General features: G+C 63.0%; 21 protein-coding genes. 5 read left to right on the top strand and 16 right to left on the bottom strand.

The window, feature by feature from the left end; translation table 11 throughout:
• Positions 1-7 precede the first annotated feature (7 nt).
• From BV071_RS18565 to BV071_RS18490, 16 genes are all read right to left on the bottom strand, one after another.
• Positions 8-319: a YHS domain-containing protein gene (locus BV071_RS18565; protein WP_035610439.1), complete on the bottom strand. Its 312-nt coding sequence runs from the start codon at positions 317-319 to the stop codon at positions 8-10.
• 24 nt (positions 320-343) lie between these two features.
• Positions 344-595, bottom strand: coding sequence for a hypothetical protein (locus BV071_RS18560; RefSeq protein WP_265594595.1), 252 nt, complete (start codon positions 593-595; stop codon positions 344-346).
• Between the two features lie 28 nt (positions 596-623).
• Positions 624-2735 carry a multicopper oxidase domain-containing protein gene (locus BV071_RS18555; RefSeq protein WP_052573545.1) on the bottom strand — a complete coding sequence of 704 codons (2112 nt, stop codon included), beginning with the start codon at positions 2733-2735 and terminating at the stop codon, positions 624-626.
• A gap of 36 nt (positions 2736-2771) precedes the next feature.
• A complete protein-coding gene (locus tag BV071_RS18550) occupies positions 2772-3341 on the bottom strand; it encodes a sigma-70 family RNA polymerase sigma factor (protein ID WP_052573544.1) in 570 nt (189 codons plus the stop codon).
• Between the two features lie 12 nt (positions 3342-3353).
• A complete protein-coding gene (locus BV071_RS18545; RefSeq protein ID WP_035610438.1) occupies positions 3354-3818 on the bottom strand; it encodes a periplasmic heavy metal sensor in 465 nt (154 codons plus the stop codon).
• 1 nt (position 3819) lies between these two features.
• On the bottom strand, positions 3820-4125 hold the full coding sequence (locus BV071_RS18540) for a hypothetical protein (protein ID WP_035610435.1): 306 nt from the start codon (positions 4123-4125) through the stop codon (positions 3820-3822).
• 39 nt (positions 4126-4164) lie between these two features.
• Positions 4165-4467, bottom strand: coding sequence for a hypothetical protein (locus BV071_RS18535; protein WP_265594594.1), 303 nt, complete (start codon positions 4465-4467; stop codon positions 4165-4167).
• Positions 4468-4563: 96 nt separating this feature from the next.
• Complete coding sequence (locus BV071_RS18530; protein WP_265594593.1) at positions 4564-5538, bottom strand: permease; 975 nt, start codon at positions 5536-5538, stop codon at positions 4564-4566.
• A 224-nt stretch (positions 5539-5762) separates the two neighbouring features.
• Positions 5763-6038 (bottom strand): metal-sensitive transcriptional regulator, encoded by a 276-nt coding sequence (locus tag BV071_RS18525; RefSeq protein ID WP_035610569.1) that lies wholly within the window; start codon positions 6036-6038, stop codon positions 5763-5765.
• A 344-nt stretch (positions 6039-6382) separates the two neighbouring features.
• Positions 6383-8053 (bottom strand): hypothetical protein, encoded by a 1671-nt coding sequence (locus BV071_RS18520; RefSeq protein WP_035610431.1) that lies wholly within the window; start codon positions 8051-8053, stop codon positions 6383-6385.
• Between the two features lie 59 nt (positions 8054-8112).
• A complete protein-coding gene (locus BV071_RS18515; RefSeq protein WP_035610429.1) occupies positions 8113-8337 on the bottom strand; it encodes a hypothetical protein in 225 nt (74 codons plus the stop codon).
• Complete coding sequence (locus BV071_RS35515) at positions 8334-8498, bottom strand: hypothetical protein (protein ID WP_265594592.1); 165 nt, start codon at positions 8496-8498, stop codon at positions 8334-8336. The genes BV071_RS18515 and BV071_RS35515 overlap by 4 nt, the downstream gene beginning before the upstream one ends.
• Positions 8499-8511: 13 nt before the next feature.
• On the bottom strand, positions 8512-9471 hold the full coding sequence (locus BV071_RS35510) for a hypothetical protein (RefSeq protein WP_265594591.1): 960 nt from the start codon (positions 9469-9471) through the stop codon (positions 8512-8514).
• A 56-nt stretch (positions 9472-9527) separates the two neighbouring features.
• Positions 9528-9866: a hypothetical protein gene (locus BV071_RS18500; RefSeq protein WP_035610413.1), complete on the bottom strand. Its 339-nt coding sequence runs from the start codon at positions 9864-9866 to the stop codon at positions 9528-9530.
• Positions 9867-9885: 19 nt separating this feature from the next.
• Positions 9886-10506 (bottom strand): hypothetical protein, encoded by a 621-nt coding sequence (locus tag BV071_RS18495; RefSeq protein ID WP_265594590.1) that lies wholly within the window; start codon positions 10504-10506, stop codon positions 9886-9888.
• Between the two features lie 124 nt (positions 10507-10630).
• A complete protein-coding gene (locus tag BV071_RS18490; RefSeq protein ID WP_035610407.1) occupies positions 10631-10999 on the bottom strand; it encodes a hypothetical protein in 369 nt (122 codons plus the stop codon).
• 177 nt (positions 11000-11176) lie between these two features.
• Here BV071_RS18490 and prfB point away from each other — a divergent pair.
• The 5 genes from prfB (at position 11177) to BV071_RS18465 (ending at position 15857) form a co-directional block, all read left to right on the top strand.
• Positions 11177-12317 (top strand): peptide chain release factor 2 gene (gene prfB, locus BV071_RS18485; RefSeq protein ID WP_343123405.1). Its coding sequence is split into 2 segments (ribosomal slippage): positions 11177-11260 and positions 11262-12317, totalling 1140 coding nucleotides; the frame shifts between segments, so codons are not numbered across the junction.
• A 258-nt stretch (positions 12318-12575) separates the two neighbouring features.
• The gene (mscL, locus tag BV071_RS18480) at positions 12576-13013 is read left to right on the top strand and encodes a large conductance mechanosensitive channel protein MscL (protein ID WP_035610400.1); all 438 of its coding nucleotides are present in this window, start codon (positions 12576-12578) and stop codon (positions 13011-13013) included.
• 30 nt (positions 13014-13043) lie between these two features.
• A complete protein-coding gene (locus BV071_RS18475) occupies positions 13044-13853 on the top strand; it encodes a 1-acyl-sn-glycerol-3-phosphate acyltransferase (protein WP_052573542.1) in 810 nt (269 codons plus the stop codon).
• A gap of 130 nt (positions 13854-13983) precedes the next feature.
• A complete protein-coding gene (locus tag BV071_RS18470) occupies positions 13984-14916 on the top strand; it encodes a GNAT family N-acetyltransferase (RefSeq protein WP_265594588.1) in 933 nt (310 codons plus the stop codon).
• A 53-nt stretch (positions 14917-14969) separates the two neighbouring features.
• Positions 14970-15857, top strand: a complete 888-nt coding sequence (locus BV071_RS18465; protein ID WP_035610399.1) for a protein-disulfide reductase DsbD domain-containing protein — start codon at positions 14970-14972, stop codon at positions 15855-15857.
• Positions 15858-15922 lie beyond the last annotated feature (65 nt).

Raw genomic sequence — 15922 nt, 5'->3', positions numbered from 1 at the left:
CGCTCTATCAGTTAGCCTTTTCTAGAGCCGTGAGATATTTCTCCGGGTTCTTGTTGAACTTCTTCAGGCAGGGCTTGCAGCAGAATTCGAAGGTCTGGCCCTTGTAAACGGTCGTCACCCGCTCGTCCATGTCGTCCAGCCCGTCACCGGTGACCAGGCATTTCTTCAGCGGATAGGGCTTCGGCTTGGCCTCGTTTTTGGCGACCTTTTTGGAGTGCGCTTTCTTGCCGGCCGGGGCGTTCGCCGCCGCCGGATCCGGCTTGGTGGTGGCGCAGGAGGCGAAGACGCAGGCAGCCAGAAGCAGGAAGAAGGGTTTCATATCGGGTGGATCTATTGAAGGGGTTCAGTGCAGTTTGGCCAGATACTTCCCGGGATTCTTCTCGAACTTGGCCACGCAGGGCTTGCAGCAGAACTTCACCTCTTGGTCGCCATAGACCTTGGTGACGGGAGTCCCCATTGAGCCGAGCTTGTTGTCGCCCACGACGCAGGTGTCGCGGTTGTAACGTTTCACGGCAGCCGTGCTGGCACTGCCACCACCGCTGGCGGCGCAGGAGGCAAGGATCGCGGTGGCGATAAGCATAAGGGTCGTTTTCATAGTAATATATTGGATTGCAGTTTGGATTTTAGAAATGGAATCCGAAGCCGGCCCCGAAGCCGTGATCGGAATGGTATTGGGTGACCAGGGAGAATTGCTTGGTCAGGGTGTATTCGGCGCCGAGCGTCCACTCCCACTCGCTGCCGGTATCGTAGCGGGCCTCGCCGAAGACCCCGAGGCGGTCGGTGATCTGGAGGCTCTTCGCCAGGCCGAGGCGCAGGTCGCCCGCGGTGTCGAATTGGACGGAACTCCACACCAGATAGGGCAGCCGGTACTGGAAGCCGGCAAAGGCCCGGTCTTCCTCGTCCTCCATGTTGGTGAAGCGGTAGCCGAGCACCGTGGAGAAGTTCGGGTTGAAGTAGCGTTTCCAGCCCGCCTCGATTTCATACATGGTCTCGTCCTCTTCGTGGTGGCCGTAGCCGACATCCCAGGTGCCGAAGAAGTCGTTGTGCGAGTTCATGAAGGTCAGCATCCCCATGCTCATGTGGCTCTGAACTGAGCCGTCGATCATCGCGTAAAAGGGATCCTCCGCGTGCTCGCCCATCTGCGGCATGTGCTCCGGTCCCTGCTCCTCGTAAGAGAAGACCCGCGCCATCCCGGCATGCATGTGGTAGAGCAAGTGGCAGTGGAAGAGCCAGTCGCCGCTCTCGTCCGCCTCGAATTCGATCGTGCGCTTGCCCATCGGCGGCACGTCGATGGTGTGCTTGAGCGGGGCATCGCTGCCCTGCCCCTCCAACACGCGGAAGAAGTGGCCGTGCAGGTGGATCGGGTGATGCATCATGGTGTCGTTCACCATTTCCAGCCGCAGCACCTCACCGCGCTTGATCTTGATCACGCCGTCCTCCGCCATGGTCTTGCCATTGAAGGACCAGATGTAGCGCTCCATGTCGCCGGTCAGGCGCAGCGGGATCGTGCGACGCGGATGAGAGGAATCGTAAGCGGTGCTCTTGGTGGCATGCAGCTTCGAGTAAGGTGCCAGGGGCCGCTCGCTCTCGTTCCCGCCCATGTCCATCTTGCCGTGGTCCATGCCCTTCATGCCGCCCATGTCCATGCCCTGCATCGACATGGCGGAGTGATTCATCCCCTCCATGTCCATGCCGTCGTCCATGTCGTTCAGGCCGGCCGTCATGTAGTCCATGCGATAGAGGTCCGGGCGCGGGATCTCCGGGGCGGCGTGCAGCTCGCCACTGCCAAGCAGAACCGAGGCATGGCCGGAGCCATCCTGAGAGGTAGCCCGCACCTCCCATTGGCCGGACTCCGGCACCCGGACAATCACATCGTAGGTCTCTGCCATCCCGACCAGCAGCCGCTTCACCGAGAGCGGTTTCACCGCCGGACCATCCGCCGCCACGATCGTCATCGGCCCGGTCGCAGACTCCAAATAGAAGTAGGTGGAGGCGGCGGAGTTGATGAAGCGCAGCCGCACCCGCTCGCCCGGCTTCCCCGGCACCTGGATCGCGCGCTTCCCGTTCGCCAGGAAGGCATCATAGGCGACATCGGAAATATCCATCGCCGGCATGCGCATCCGCTCGCGCTCCCAGAAATCCTTCATGGCCCCGGCCCGGGCCGCGCCGGTGAGGCTCTGCGCGCTGCCCTTGCGGATGGCATACCAATCGCTGCCCCGCATCAGCGTGCGCATCACCTCGTGCGGATTCTCGGTGGTCCAGTCGGACAGCACCACCACCTGCTCCCGCGCGGCATGCACCGGCTCCCCGCCCTTCGGCTCGATCACGATCGAGCCATAGACGCCCTGCTGTTCCTGCAAGCCGGTGTGGCTGTGATACCAATAGGTGCCGGAGTGCTTGAGCGGAAACTCGAAGGTGTGCGTGGTGCCCGCCTTGATCGGCGGCGTGGTGAGGTAGGGCACCCCGTCCTGAGCATTCGGCACCAGCACGCCGTGCCAGTGAATCGAGGTTTCGTCATGCTTCAGGCTGTTGTGCACGTGGATCCGCGCGATGTCGCCTTCGTGGAAGCGCAGCGTCGGCCCCGGGACGCCGCCGTTCAAGGTCAGCGCCCGCACCGTCTTGATACCCGGCTCGGGGCTCCACGCTTGTTCGGCGACTTCCAGGTTGTATTCGACCACGCGCGCCTGCGCGGCTGTTAGAAAGAGAGCAGGAAGGAAGATGAGGAGTGCTTTCATATTGGCAACGGGGAGGGGCTTCTTGGGCGGCGTCTCTCAGGACCCGAAATGCTTGAGTCGTTCCTTGAGGATCTGGCGGGCCCGATAGATGCGGGTCTCCACTGCCTTCGGACTGCAACGGGTGATCGCGGCAATGTCCGCATAGCTCATATCCTCGTAGATAAAGAGCGACATCGCCTCCCGCAAGTCGTCAGGGAGTTTCAAGAACTCATCGTCGATCGCCTGGGCCCGTTCGCTTGCTTGGGCTGCCTCCTCCGGGGTCTTCCCGGGATCGGCCGGCTCAAGCGCGGCATGACCCGCACCGTCAGCCGCAGCATCCAATTCCAGCGCGGGATGGCGGATTCTCCAGCGGGCGTGATTGCGCGCGAGGTTGGATGCAATCGTGAACAGATAGGTGCTGAAACTTCCGCTGGGACGGTAGCGCGCACACGACTGGTAGAGCTTCACGAAGGTCTCTTGCGCCAGATCGTCGGCAGTTTCGCGATTGCCCGTCATCTTGTGCAGGAACGAGGTGATTCGTGCGCCCCAGCGGTCCATCAGAGAATTCAACGCGAGATCCTCGCCCCGTGCCAGACGACCCATCAATTCGGCATCGGAAAGGTCCATAGCGGTGCTGTCCTAGTGACCGCCATGCGGATCGCCATGGCTGCCCTCCAGCGCCAAGGGCAACATCGTTTCCAGATAGCGGGCCGCCTGATCGGAATCGAGAACCGCAGCGGTTTCGTACATGTGTTGCACCATCGCCCGCCGACACTGGGCGTCGGTCTCCGCATGTTCCTTCAGCGCCGCCTCGAGCTCAGGACTGACCTCACGGCTGGCCCGAGCGAGCGTCTCGACCTTTGAGCGAGCGGCAGCGATGCGCTGGCACATTTCCATGCACTTCGGCCGGTAGGCTGCATGCAACTCGGAAACCCGCGCGAACTGATCATCGCTGAGCTTCAGCTCGCTGCGCAGCCAAGAGAGCTCGGGCATGGAGTCGAGCAAGGTCTCCTGCCGTTCTGCCATCTTGTGCGAACGCATGAGGCAGAACGCGAGGACGCCGCCCAGCAGCGCGAGGATAAGAATCGTCAGCCCTTTCTTCATTTCACTTCGCGGTGGTGTGGGCAAAGGGACTGATGGATTCGGCATAGGCAGCCTTGGCATCCGGTGCTTCCGGCAAGCTCGCGGCTCCCAACCAAAGTCCCAAAGCCACGGTCGTTGCCACACTCGCGAAGGCTCCCCACGGGCGGCTGAAGACAGCGGCCACGGCCGCGAGCCAAGGAATCCCTTCCGGAGGATGCTGCGCCGCCATTTCGATGCGGTGCCACACCCCTTGCCGGAAGGACGGAGGCAAGGGCGCTTCGTCCCTTGCCGCCCTCCTCAGCAGCTCATCAAATTCGGAGTCGTTCATGGCTGAGTTGACAGGATAGCCGCCGTGCCGGCGGCGAGCTTACATCCCCTTGCCACAGGTCGCGCGCTGTTCGGAAGCGGCGAGCGTGCAGTTGGATTCACAGGTGCGGACCTTCTTGAAGGTGCTGCGTGAGGCGCGGCCACCAGGCACGTCCTTGGCGACCATCTTGCTGCTGCAGCAGGCTTTGCCTTTGCAATCCGCCATCACGAGACAGCAGTCGCTTTTCGCGGCAGAACCGTGGGTCAGCCGCTTCACCGGGAAGTCCGGGCGGGCATAGGCAGCGGACCCGAACAGGGCGGCGGCAAATGTCAGCGCGGAGAGATTGAGGATCTTGTTTTTCATCGTCTTGGTTTCGGTTCGGATTGGGAACGCATCGATATTGCGTTCCACCGGGTAAAACACCGACCCTCCGGGAAACCCTTGAACTTTTTCCCCGCTTCACTGATTCAGCAACCAGCCGATCAGCAGCACCTGCGGCACCGTGATCAGGGGCAGTGCGAGCGCCGCCTTCCAGGACTTGGTGATCTCGCGCAGCACCATCACTTCGGTGTAGTCGGTGGCGGCACCGGCCATCAGGAAGGTGAAGGCATTGCCCGGCGCGGCGGCACGGGTCAGCAGGTCCGCGGCGATCGGGCTGGAGCCTTCCGAGCAGACTTCGATGAGCGTCGTCGCCACCAAGGTGCTGATCAGACCCAGCAGCGTGGGACCGAAGATGGCGTGGAACTTATCCGGCGGCACGAAGGCCCGGATCGCCGCGGCGATCACCACACCGAGGAAGATCCAGCGTAGGATCATCCGCGACTCGGACATCCCGGTCCGCGCGATCTCCCGCAGGTTCGCCGCATTCGGCTTCAGCCTGCCAAAGGCTTCCCGGAAGGCCGGCCCGAAGCAGAAATCATCCGGCAGCTCGCGGGCATTCGCATTCGCCGGCAGCTTGCCGCGCTTCACCAGCAGGTCGATGATCCAGCCGGTGAGAATCCCGATCACCATCGACGCCACGATGAAGAGCAGCATCCACTTCCAGCCAATCATTGCGGCCAGGATCAGGGTCAACGAAAGCGAGTTCCAAGGGCTGGCCACCAGGAACGCCACCGTCTGGCCGAGCGAGGCGCCCTTGCGATAGAGCTGCGCGCCGACCATCAGGATCCCGTGGTTGCAGAGGTCCAGCAGCACGCCGGCGAAGGTCGCCCGCAGGATCCCGCCGAAAGTGCCACCCCGGCCTAACAGGCCCGGCACCAGATTTTCCGGCAAGCGTCCGATCACGCCGACCGCGACGATACCCGCCAGCAGGCCCCACCAAGCCTTCGACATGAATTCGTAACTGCCGTGCGCGAAGGTCCCCCACCACGCGGGACCGCCGCCGATGAAGTGCCCCACGATCCCCACGGCGACCAAGACGAGAGAGCCCCACAAAATCCAATCAACCCTGCGCTTCGCGGAAGTGCCGCAGCACGAAGCGGCCTGCTCCGCACCTCCGCCGCAGCAAGAGGCCATCTGCACCTCTCCACCACCGCCACAGCACGATGGCTTGATTTCCTTCGCAGGGGCGGGAGCGCAGCATGAGGGGCGGGCTTCGAGGTCCGCGGATTCCTGATGATTATGGCAAGAAGATGACATCGTAGGTCCAGGATTGGGGTTCAGGCCAGGCGCCGCTTGTAGAGCGCGATCAACTCCTCCATCCGGCGGTCGAGCTGCTTTGAGTCGGTCGCCGCCTCCGTCACGCAGTGGCGCACGTGGTCCTCCAGAAGTTTCGCCTCCAGACCGCGCAGCGCGGAGTGAATCGCGGAGATCGTGTGCAGGATCTCCGGACAATCCCGGTTCTCCGTGATCATCCGTCCGATCCCCTGAACCTGCCCGGCAATCCGGTTCACCCGGCCGAGAAGGGGGGCGCTGTCGTGGCAACTGCGTTCCATGCAGATACCCATAGGGGGTATATGTATTCCTGCAAATGGAAATTTCGCCCCGACCTCAGGCTGTGCTTTCAGCCTACGTGCTACCCTTTGCGACAGAGTCGCTTTGGGAGTGCGCGCGAGAATCGCCGCTTTCTCTGCGAAGTCTCCCAAATCACCGCCATTCAAGTTCTAGGGGGGTACAGCCCCACCTGAGGATAGAGCGGCCCCCTTCACCGGGGACCGCTCATTTCACCTGAGGTAGTGGTCACTTCACCTAGAACTCGCGCGTCGCCCCAAAGCCCACACGCGCCCAAAAAGCGGCGATTCTCGCGCGCACTCCCAAAGCGGCTGCGCCGCGAAAGGGGTCACCGATCCACCAATACCGAGTAGCGGTAGCTCAGAGTCTTCTCCTCTCCTGCTGCCAGCTTCAGGGTCCATTCCAGCTCGCGGCGTGGGTTGACGCTGCTTACGCCTTCCGTCCGCAGCTTGGCGGCGGGATTGCCCTCCGCATCGATCATCTCCCCCGAGAAGCAGGCCCGGATGCTCATCACCGAGTCCTTGCCACGGAAATTCCGCACCACCATCGTGCCCTTCACCTTGGTCTTCTGGAAATCATTCCCGCCGATCCAGACCAGCTCGCGCTGCTGCTCTTCCTCCACCTCCGCATAGCGCGCATCGATGCTCAAGGCCTTGGTCACGCGCAGGCAGGTCGACTGCCCCGGGTTCACCCACTGGCTCAGACTCTGACCGCGGAAGCGCCCGCTCTCCGTGATCATCGCCGGACCGGTGGTCAGCGGGAACTTGAAGGGATTGGTGAACTTCAGCGCATCCCAAGGCGCGTCCTCATCCTTCTGTTGCTGCTGGCTCGAGCCACTCTCGCGGCGATAGCGCCCATACTCATCCCGGGGATCCGGCACCACCCACTCCACCACCCGCTGGCAAGCAGTCTTCGCCGAAGCAATCTCCAGCGACAGCGAATCACCCGGCGCCAGGCTGCGCGGCCCGATGCTCTCGAAGTGCACATCGTCCCCGCCGCCCGCCTCCGCCAGGTTCGGCAAGGCCGCAGCACCACCGCCTGATGGCGTCATCGTGTTGTACATCACCATCTGCTGCGATGCCATCCCGCCAGGGCTGCCCGGCTGCTGGCTGAGCTGCTGGAAGAAGGCCGCCAGCGAGCCACCCGCCCACAGCGGCGAATCGACATGCGCGAACTCGATGTTCGGGAAGCCCGAGATGAGTTGCACTTCCGTGTCCTTCAGGTCGATCAACTCATTCCGCACCACTGCATTCCGCCGGATCGAAAGCTGGTCCGTACCCGCCAGATCGATGAGATAGGACGGTGCCCAGGCGATCCCACGCGCGAGGTAGGAGATCTGCACCCGACCGCCATTGGCAGGCGCTTGCCCGACCTCGAAGATCATCACCGGCTTCTCCAGCTTGCGCTTCTTCGCCTCGATCGGCCCATCCACGCTCACCGATGCGATCGAGCCGAGATCGAGATACTGCCGCCCTCCCTTCTCCGGCTCCAGCACCAGGAAATTGCCGGCCGAGGCAGTCGGCAGCGTGCCATTGGCCTGCGTGACAGTCCATGCGCGCATGCTGGCCCAAGGATCGTTCGTCGGCATCGAATTGTCCCAGATCCGGCGCGGGGTGAACTCAGGCATCGTCCAGACCTTGCCGCTCACCAGCGGCTCTTGCGCGGGCGCTGTGCTCTTGAGCTTCACCGTCACCGGTGCCCCCGCCAGATCGCGCTGCAAAATGCCGGAAGGCAGAACCGGCTCGGGATCTTCCAGCATCCGCGTCGTGGAGCGGATCGTCACTTGGCCATCGCTCTCCACCCAGAAGCTGCCATGCACCGCGCGGGGCAGGTCTTGCCAGCAGTAGACGCCCGGGCCCTTCACCTCGAAGGAAGCGCGGACCACCGCCACGCTGTTCTTGAAGAGGCCCACGGAATCGACCCGCGGCGTGACCGCAGTCTCCTCTGCAGCGTAAATGGGGACGACGACAAGGGCTAACAGACAGATCGCGGCTTTCATGGTTCCTCCGGTGATAGCCGGAGAATCGCGTCCTGTCCGTAAACATCCCGTAAATGCGATCAGCTCCTCCTGCGCGCATCCTTGAAGGCACCCGGCCACAACTCGCGCAGCAAAGCCTCCACCTCCGCCGGAGCATGGTGATACTCCATGAAGCTCCTCAGCGCCACGAAGTCCTCGCGCTTCATGATCTGGGGCAGCAGCTTCGCTTGCGCGGGTGTATCGATGAGATGCTCGCAGAAGCCGAGCGCCGCGCCGGTCCGGACATCATCGCCGCCGTGGATCAAGCACCAATCGCATCCAAAGGCAGCGGGCTCTCTTCACAGAGCGCCCGGAACTTGGATTGCAACTCGATCCACAGCATCATCGGCCCCTCCACCTCCCGCGATGCGATCAGCGGTTGAAGTTCGGGCAGGCGTTCAGATGCCTCGCGGCGCCAGCGGCTCATGGGTTCATCAGCCTTACTTCTTCCGCTTCTCCACCCGCTCCAGCTTAGCCACCGGCCATGGCCCGGTGGCTGTCGGCAGTGCTGTGTCCTCATACTTCGCCTCTGCGGGAAAGATCGCCTCTCCAAACCCGGATTTATCCTGCAATTCAGGCAGCATCGCACCGCGAATCAAATAAGGCACATCCGGATCGCTTTTACAGCTCCGCACCGCCTCCATGAGCTTCTCCGGTGACAGTTGGATTGGTGCGAATCCCTTGCCATTTTCCAGTATCCGGTAGGCGAGCTTCCGGTTCTCAAACCGATACTGGTCGTCTTTCACCTGCAGACAGAGGCGCTGATTGATCACCACGTCCCTTCGGCCGTCTCCATCCACATCGCGGAAATAGAACATCGACTCCACGGATCCCAACCTGCTTTGGGCCCTACCATTCCAGTCCCAATCCCAACGCCAGACCGAGCCATCCTCGTCTCCGTTCCGCGCCAGATCCACAGTGCCGGCCACCTCGCGTCCCGACGCCCAAGAAACCCCAAGCCAAGTTTCGTCCGCGGAAGTCGAGAAAGCCACGACTCCGCTCAACGGCGCCCGCAACTCCATGGACGGGGGACCTACAACCTCATGATCGAGTTCGCCAAGGAAGGGAAAGTGCCCAAGCTCGGCACCCTCTTCGGAAATCAAGACCACATCCGAAAGTTCAAGATGCTCACGTGCTTGGTTTCTGCCGAACGCAAGCCCGAGTATCCAGCGATTGCGATCCGCTCGTTTCGCATCGGCTAGGTGGGGGCCGAACTTGAGCTCCTGCTCCGGCAGTCGCTCACGCAAAGCGGGAAACTCCCCTGCAGGGTCCGAGGTCCGTTTCTCGACATATTCCCGAACCGCAGGCGGCAAAGTCGCGGGATCTACCGGCACTTGCCCAAGAACGAGCTGGGGCAAACCGACGAGCAGAGCGACCGAGGTGATGAATCCAGCGTTCACGGAAGTGTGTGAATGGAGCCTGCCATGAGGCTCGGCTCCTGTAAATCGCGCCGCCGCTACTTCTTCGCCGTCTTCACCTTCTCGAAGGACTCCGTCACCCTCTCCACCTTCTTCGGCTCAAATCCCGACTTCTTGATGAACTCGGTGATCTCCTCGTCCTTGATGGCGGCGCCTTTCTTCTCCTCGATGATCAGCAGCTTGCGCTCGAGGTCGACGTGGACGTTCGAGACCGCGGGGTGCTTCTTGAAGTAGCCCACCAGGCCCTGGGCGCAGAAGGAGCAGACCATTCCGTCCACGGTGGTCTTCACAGTCATCACGCGCTCGGTGGAAGCGCGGGCGGGGCTGGCGGCGAAGAGCCAGGCAACAATCAGGCTGAATAGGATATTATGGTTCATAATCGTAAAATTGGTTTTGTTAGAAGTGCATCATGAAGTTCACCAGCGGATCGCCATCCAGCGAGCAGCCGAGTTCGATAAAGTAGGGCCCCTTGAAGAAGCGGACCTTCGGGATGATCTCCAGGTCGTCCTCCATGCCGCTGACGTGTTCGAGCTGGAGGATCAGCCAGGTATTGAGGTGTTCGAATTCCGCCTTGTACGGCGCGACGCCGAAGGACAGGCTGGTCACGCCGCGCGAGACGTCCTCCGAGCCGATTAGCTTGGTCTCGAAGGCGGTGTAGATCCGCCGCGTCTCGTAGTCCGCGCGGAAGAAGCCGAGGCCCGCGGGAGCCCAGGAATCCCCGTCCTGTTTGGCCGCCCCGGCCCCGAGGCCGAGGTAAATATTTGCCTGAGCTTCCGGCATGTTCCAGCGCTTGAGCAGCCAGTTGTGCTGGATGCCGGTGTAGTAGTCGTCGTCGCGCTCGTCCCCGAAGCGCATGGCATGCACCCCGAGGGCGGCTTGCGAGGTGTAGGAGTGGTAGGCTTCGAAGTTCTGCACATCGCCGCTAGTACCGAGCATGATCTGCCAGGCACCCTCGAAGGATACGGGATGGGCCACGGCACCCGCGGTGCCGAGCAATAGAATCGCAAGAGGTTTCATCGATAGGGACAGGGAGTGAGAAAGAAGACGGCGGCCGTCCACGCCACGGCAGTCCCTTGAAAAGGGGCACGAAGGCACGGCTAGGCTCAGGCGGCAGTGAATGGGCTGCCGCGCCGCTTTCTTCTCACAGTGTCCTGCTCACCAACATCGCCCGTCGCTGCGCCGGCGGCGCATGCCAGGGAATCGCCGGCACCCACTCCGGCCGCAGCTCAAGGTCGCCCTGCAGCACGACCGGCAGCCACAGTTCCGCCGGCTGCGGCGCGAGCGCCACTACCGGCAGGGCCGGCAACACCGCATCCGGCGCCTTTTCCCGCGGCTCCTTGTTCGTCGCGCAGGAGCAATCGTCGTGCTTCTGCTCCTTCTTCTTCCCGCTGCCACAGCAGCAGGAGGAGGAGGACTCTGCCTGCTTCGCCACCTCGCCCGCACAACAACACAGCGGGCTGGCGACCAAGAGGGCCAGCAAGCAGGTGAAGATGGAGGCAAGGCGTGACACGACGAGGAAAGCAGTAGGAGCCCGACGCCCCTCCGCAAATTCCTTCCATACTCCTCCAGGCCCCCGAATCAAGGCGGAAGCTCCCATCTCACCCCAATCACTCGCCACTCCGCATTCCCCGCTCCGCACTGCTCCTTGACTCCCCGCCCCCACGCCCCCACCTTCCCGCCCACGATTATGGCTGAACCGCAAACCGCCGACCTCTTGACGCTGGATACGGACGCTCTGAAGAGCCGTCTGACCCAGCTCGGGAGGTATCTTTGACCTGCCGACCCTGGAACGGGAGATCGGTTCGCTCGAGGCCGCCATGGGCGACCCGAATTTCTGGAACAATCAGGAGAAGGCCCGCGCCGCCAATAGCCGGATCGCCAGCTTGAAAAAGAAGCTGGGTGCCTTCCAGAAGCTCAACAGCCGCTACGACGACCTGCTCGCCGGCATCGAACTGGCGAAGGAATTCGACGACAACGATGCGGCAGCCGAGGCGGTGAACTCCGCCGCGGAGCTGGACAAGGACATCCGGTCCTTCGAGCTGCTCACGCTGCTTGACCGGCCGAATGACCAGTCGTCCTGCTACCTGGTGGTCCAGGCCGGTGCGGGCGGCACGGAGGCCTGCGACTGGGCACAGATGCTCTATCGCATGTACGGCCGCTGGGCGGAGCGCAAGGGCTTCACCTGCGAGACGATCTACTGGGAAGATGGCGACGAGGCCGGCCTGCGCGGTGCCTCGATGAAGATCACCGGGGACTACGCCTACGGCTACATGAAGAACGAGCGCGGCGTGCACCGTCTGGTGCGCATCTCGCCCTTCGACTCGGCTGGCAAGCGCCACACCTCCTTCGCGTCCGTCGACGCGACTCCGGAGATCAACGACGAGATCAAGATCGAGATCAACGAGAAGGACTGGGAAATCACCACCATGCGCTCCGGCGGCAAGGGTGGTCAGAACGTGAACAAGGTGGAGACCGGCGTGCTGCTGCGCCACTTCCCCACCGGCATCCTGATCCGCTCCACCAATGCCCGCTCGCAGGGTGCTAACAAGGAACTCGCCTTCGAGATCCTCAAGGCCAAGCTCTTCCAGCTTGAGGAAGACAAGCGCAGGGCCGAGTCCGAGCGCGCCTACGGTGAGAAAGGCGACATCGCCTGGGGCAACCAGATCCGCTCCTACGTCTTCCAGCCTTACCAGAAGGTCTTGGACCTGCGGACCGGTGAGGAGACGAATAACATCCAGGCGACGATGGATGGGGATATCGATGCGTTCATCGAGGCCAAGCTGCGTGGCAAGGTCCGGGTGAAGGGCGCGAAGGACGAGGACGATTGAGCCACCTCGTTATGGAGTGCGGCGGCACGACGCCGCTTTGGCTCCGGGTTGGTGATTTCGCGATTAGCGGTTCCGAATTGGTGAGAGGCAAGTCCTCACCAATCCAAAGCGGCGTCGTGCCGCCGCACTCCATAGCCCCCAAACTTCACTCCCCGCGATATTCCACCCGCGGGCAATGCCCGGAAGCCTTGGACGAATCAAGGTTGCGGGATGTTAGATGGAATGCTTTGATAGAGGCGCAAATCCCATTCAGTCGCCATGATCAAAGAATTCAGAGACTTCATCCTCAAGGGCAACATGCTGGACCTCGCCGTCGGTGTCATCATCGGCGCGGCTTTCGGCAAGGTGGTCACCGCCTTCACCGAGTTCCTGCTCTCGGTCATCACTTTCCCGACCGATAGCACCGAGATAGGAGCAGTGGAGATCAAGAAGCGGGCCTTCCATGTCATGGAGAAGGTGGACGGCAAGGATGTAGATGTCACCAAATGGAAGGTGATCGACCTCGCGCCGATCATCAACGCCTTCATCAGCTTGATCATCGTCGGCTTCGCGCTGTTCATCGTGGTGAAGCTCTACACCGCGGCCAAGAAGCGCTTCGAAGCACCCGCCGTGGCCGCTGCCGCAGCCACTCCGGAAGACGTGAAGCTCCTCACTGAGATCCGCGACCTGCTGAAATCGCAACAGGGAAAGGCTTGATCCTTTCCCCGGCTCTGCTCGCCTCCGCCCATGCCGCCGGACCGCGAGCCGCTGCCCTTCGACGTGCGTGACGCGCTACCCTTCCTCGATGGGGAAGGCTGGCGCGAGTCCGCGCGGAATGGCTTGGAAGACGCGCTTGGCCTGAAGCGCGTCCGCACCATTTTCCGCGAGGCCGCCGCCCGTAGCGGCGAGCCCTTCGCAGAAGCTTTTACCGGCTACGGTCTCAGCGCCGCGGGCCAGGACTTCGCCACCGCGATTCCTGCCTCCGGCCCGGTGGTGGTGATGGCAAACCATCCCTTCGGCGGGGCTGATGCCCTCGCTCTGGGCACTCTCTGCGCAGCTTGGCGGCCGGACACGCTGATGCTGGCCAATGAAATGGCGGCGCGGGTCCCGGGCCCGGGCAAGCTCATGATTCCGCTCTCGATCCTCGGTGGCGAGGGCTCGGCCCGGAAGAATGCCCCTTCCCTGCGCCGCGCCCTCGGACATCTGCGCGATGGCGGCCTGCTGGCAGTCTTTCCTTCCGGCGAAGTCGCAAGCTGGAAGGGCAAGGCCGTCGAGGAAGGCCCTTGGTCACCGCACGTGGCCGCACTGGCGCTGAAAAGCGGTGCCACCTTGGTGACCGTGAAGTTCTTCGGCAGGAACCCCTCATGGTTCCACCTCGCTGGCGGTATCCATCCGCTGGTCCGCACTGCGCTGCTACCCCGCGTGCTCCTTTGCTCCCGCGGCCAGACCGTCCACTGCCGCGCTGAAGCGGTGGACCCCGCCGAGGTCGCGGGCATGAGTCCGGAGGATGCCGCCCGCCATTTGCGGCTGCGGACGATGGCTATTCCTGAGGCCTGAACGACTCCTCGTGTGACGAGAATGTCGGCGAAGGGGAATCGCCCGCGCCATCGGTTCCAGCGATGAAGAACGAAGATTCTTCGATTCGGAGAATGGAGCCACTGGAGACATGATCAGAAGCGATTCAGTCATGAACCTATCACTTCAACCGATTGCGGCACCCGCCGATCAGGCCGAGGTCCAAGCCGAAATCGCCCATCTCCAGCGCCGCGGGCCACTGGCCTCGCAGGGCAAGCTGGATGTCTTTCTCGCCGCTGCTTGGGAGATCCCCGCGATCCTCCATGAGATTGGCCGCCTGCGCGAAATCACCTTCCGCGGTGTCGGCGAAGGCACCGGCAAGGAGCTCGACCTCGACCGCTTCGATGCCAGCTACCTGCAGCTCTTCCTCTGGGACCGCGAGGCCGCTTGCGTGGTCGGCGGCTATCGCCTCGGCTGCACTGATGTGCTGCTGGCCTCCGGCGGTGCCGACGCGCTCTACACCTCAACGCTCTTCCACTTCGAGCAGCCCTTTCTGGACTTCCTGAAGCCGGCGCTGGAGCTCGGCCGCTCCTTCGTGATCCCGGAATACCAGAAGTCGATCCACCCGCTCGGCCTCCTGTGGCGCGGGATCGGCCGCTTCGTCGCGGAGCGCCCGCGCTATGCCCGGCTCTTCGGGCCGGTGAGCATTTCCAGCGACTACACGGCCACCTCCACGGATCTGATCGTGCGCTTCCTGCGCGACCGCCGCCAGGACAAGGCCATCTCCCGCTGGGTCCACCCGCTCCACCCCTACGGTCTGCCGGAGGGCGCGGACATCAGCTCCTGCCTGCAATCGATCGAGGACGTCTCCGCTGCCGTGGCCGCCGCCGAGCCTGATAGCAAGGGCGTGCCGGTCCTGCTGCGGCAATACCTCAAGCTGAACGCCACCCTGCTGGAGTTCAACGTGGACCCCGACTTCTCCGACGTGCTCGACGCGCTGGTGCTGGTGGATCTCCGCCAGGCCCCTGCAACCGTGCTGGCGCGCTACATGGGCGAGGCCGGCTACGCCCAATTCATGCAAGCCGCTCTGCCCCAAGTGGCCTGAGGAGCGGACTTCCTTGACAGCTTGGGGCGGGCCGCGACGTTGATGGGCCAGCCATGAAGCCACTGCTCGCCCTACTGCTCACGCTGTGCTCCGCCCTCGCGGAGCCCGCGGCCACCAAGGGAGTGGATGTCAGCCTGATTTCCGAACAAACGGCCATCGCGCCCGGACAGCCCTTCACGGTGGGTCTCAAGATCCACCACCATCCCGGATTCCACACCTACTGGAAGAATCCGGGAATTGCCGGGATCCCGGTGAATCTGGAGTGGCAACTTCCGGAAGGTTTCAGCGCTGGTCCGATCCAGTGGCCCTACCCGCAGCGCAGCATGATGGCCATCCACCCGGTCCACGGCTTCGAGCGGGACGTCCTGCTGATGGTCGAGATCACGCCGCCGGCGCAGTTTGCCGCGACCACGGCGGAATTGAAGGCGACCGCATCCTGGATGGCCTGTGCGGATGGCTGCTACCCGGGGAAGACCGAGCTGACTTTGACCCTGCCCAAGGCCGAAAAGGCCCGGGAAGGGGCCGAGAACCGGGCCTTTTTCGCCCAGGCCCGGGCCGAGCTACCCCAGCCGATCGCCCACTGGAAGTTCGAGTTGCTCTCGGCCGTGGATGCCGAGGAGATCCGCCTGCGCCTGACGCCGGCCGACGGGCAGGCGTTGGCACCGACCGAGCCCTACTTCTTTTCCAGCGACGGCCAGATCTCTTCCTCCCCGGTCCAGAAGGCCACGGTGAAGGATGGCGTGATCGAGATCACCGCAGCCCGGGCGCAATACGGGCCGAAGGGCATCAAGAACCTGCCGGGCGTGCTGATCTCCAAGACGCCGCTGTGGAAGGACGGCCCCTGCTTCGCCGGGATCAACGACGAGAAGGCTGTGGCTGCGAATGCTGCGGCGACTTGCCCCGAGTGTGAGAAAGAGGCGGCAGGCAGCGTGAGCCGATAAGAAAAATCCCCGCCCGCTGGATAGCGGGCAGGGATTTCGAAAAACCAATCGGGAAAAGCGGAAGG

It is taken from the genome of Haloferula sp. BvORR071 (assembly GCF_000739615.1).
Taxonomy (GTDB): domain Bacteria; phylum Verrucomicrobiota; class Verrucomicrobiia; order Verrucomicrobiales; family Akkermansiaceae; genus Haloferula.
The sequence above is the reverse complement of the archived record's forward strand: the minus strand, read 5'-3'. Positions and strand labels throughout refer to the sequence as shown.

Coding starts and splice junctions, on each gene's coding strand:
- BV071_RS18520 (WP_035610431.1), bottom strand. CDS start 8,053: ATGAAAGCCGCGATCTGTCTGTTAGCCCTTGTCGTCGTCCCCATTTAC.
- BV071_RS18540 (WP_035610435.1), bottom strand. CDS start 4,125: ATGAACGACTCCGAATTTGATGAGCTGCTGAGGAGGGCGGCAAGGGAC.
- BV071_RS18495 (WP_265594590.1), bottom strand. CDS start 10,506: ATGAAACCTCTTGCGATTCTATTGCTCGGCACCGCGGGTGCCGTGGCC.
- BV071_RS18545 (WP_035610438.1), bottom strand. CDS start 3,818: ATGAAGAAAGGGCTGACGATTCTTATCCTCGCGCTGCTGGGCGGCGTC.
- BV071_RS18525 (WP_035610569.1), bottom strand. CDS start 6,038: ATGGAACGCAGTTGCCACGACAGCGCCCCCCTTCTCGGCCGGGTGAAC.
- BV071_RS18475 (WP_052573542.1), top strand. CDS start 13,044: ATGCCGCCGGACCGCGAGCCGCTGCCCTTCGACGTGCGTGACGCGCTA.
- BV071_RS18465 (WP_035610399.1), top strand. CDS start 14,970: ATGAAGCCACTGCTCGCCCTACTGCTCACGCTGTGCTCCGCCCTCGCG.
- BV071_RS18565 (WP_035610439.1), bottom strand. CDS start 319: ATGAAACCCTTCTTCCTGCTTCTGGCTGCCTGCGTCTTCGCCTCCTGC.
- BV071_RS18535 (WP_265594594.1), bottom strand. CDS start 4,467: ATGAAAAACAAGATCCTCAATCTCTCCGCGCTGACATTTGCCGCCGCC.
- BV071_RS18560 (WP_265594595.1), bottom strand. CDS start 595: ATGAAAACGACCCTTATGCTTATCGCCACCGCGATCCTTGCCTCCTGC.
- BV071_RS18555 (WP_052573545.1), bottom strand. CDS start 2,735: ATGAAAGCACTCCTCATCTTCCTTCCTGCTCTCTTTCTAACAGCCGCG.
- BV071_RS35515 (WP_265594592.1), bottom strand. CDS start 8,498: ATGAGCCGCTGGCGCCGCGAGGCATCTGAACGCCTGCCCGAACTTCAA.
- BV071_RS18550 (WP_052573544.1), bottom strand. CDS start 3,341: ATGGACCTTTCCGATGCCGAATTGATGGGTCGTCTGGCACGGGGCGAG.
- mscL (WP_035610400.1), top strand. CDS start 12,576: ATGATCAAAGAATTCAGAGACTTCATCCTCAAGGGCAACATGCTGGAC.
- BV071_RS18470 (WP_265594588.1), top strand. CDS start 13,984: ATGAACCTATCACTTCAACCGATTGCGGCACCCGCCGATCAGGCCGAG.
- BV071_RS18500 (WP_035610413.1), bottom strand. CDS start 9,866: ATGAACCATAATATCCTATTCAGCCTGATTGTTGCCTGGCTCTTCGCC.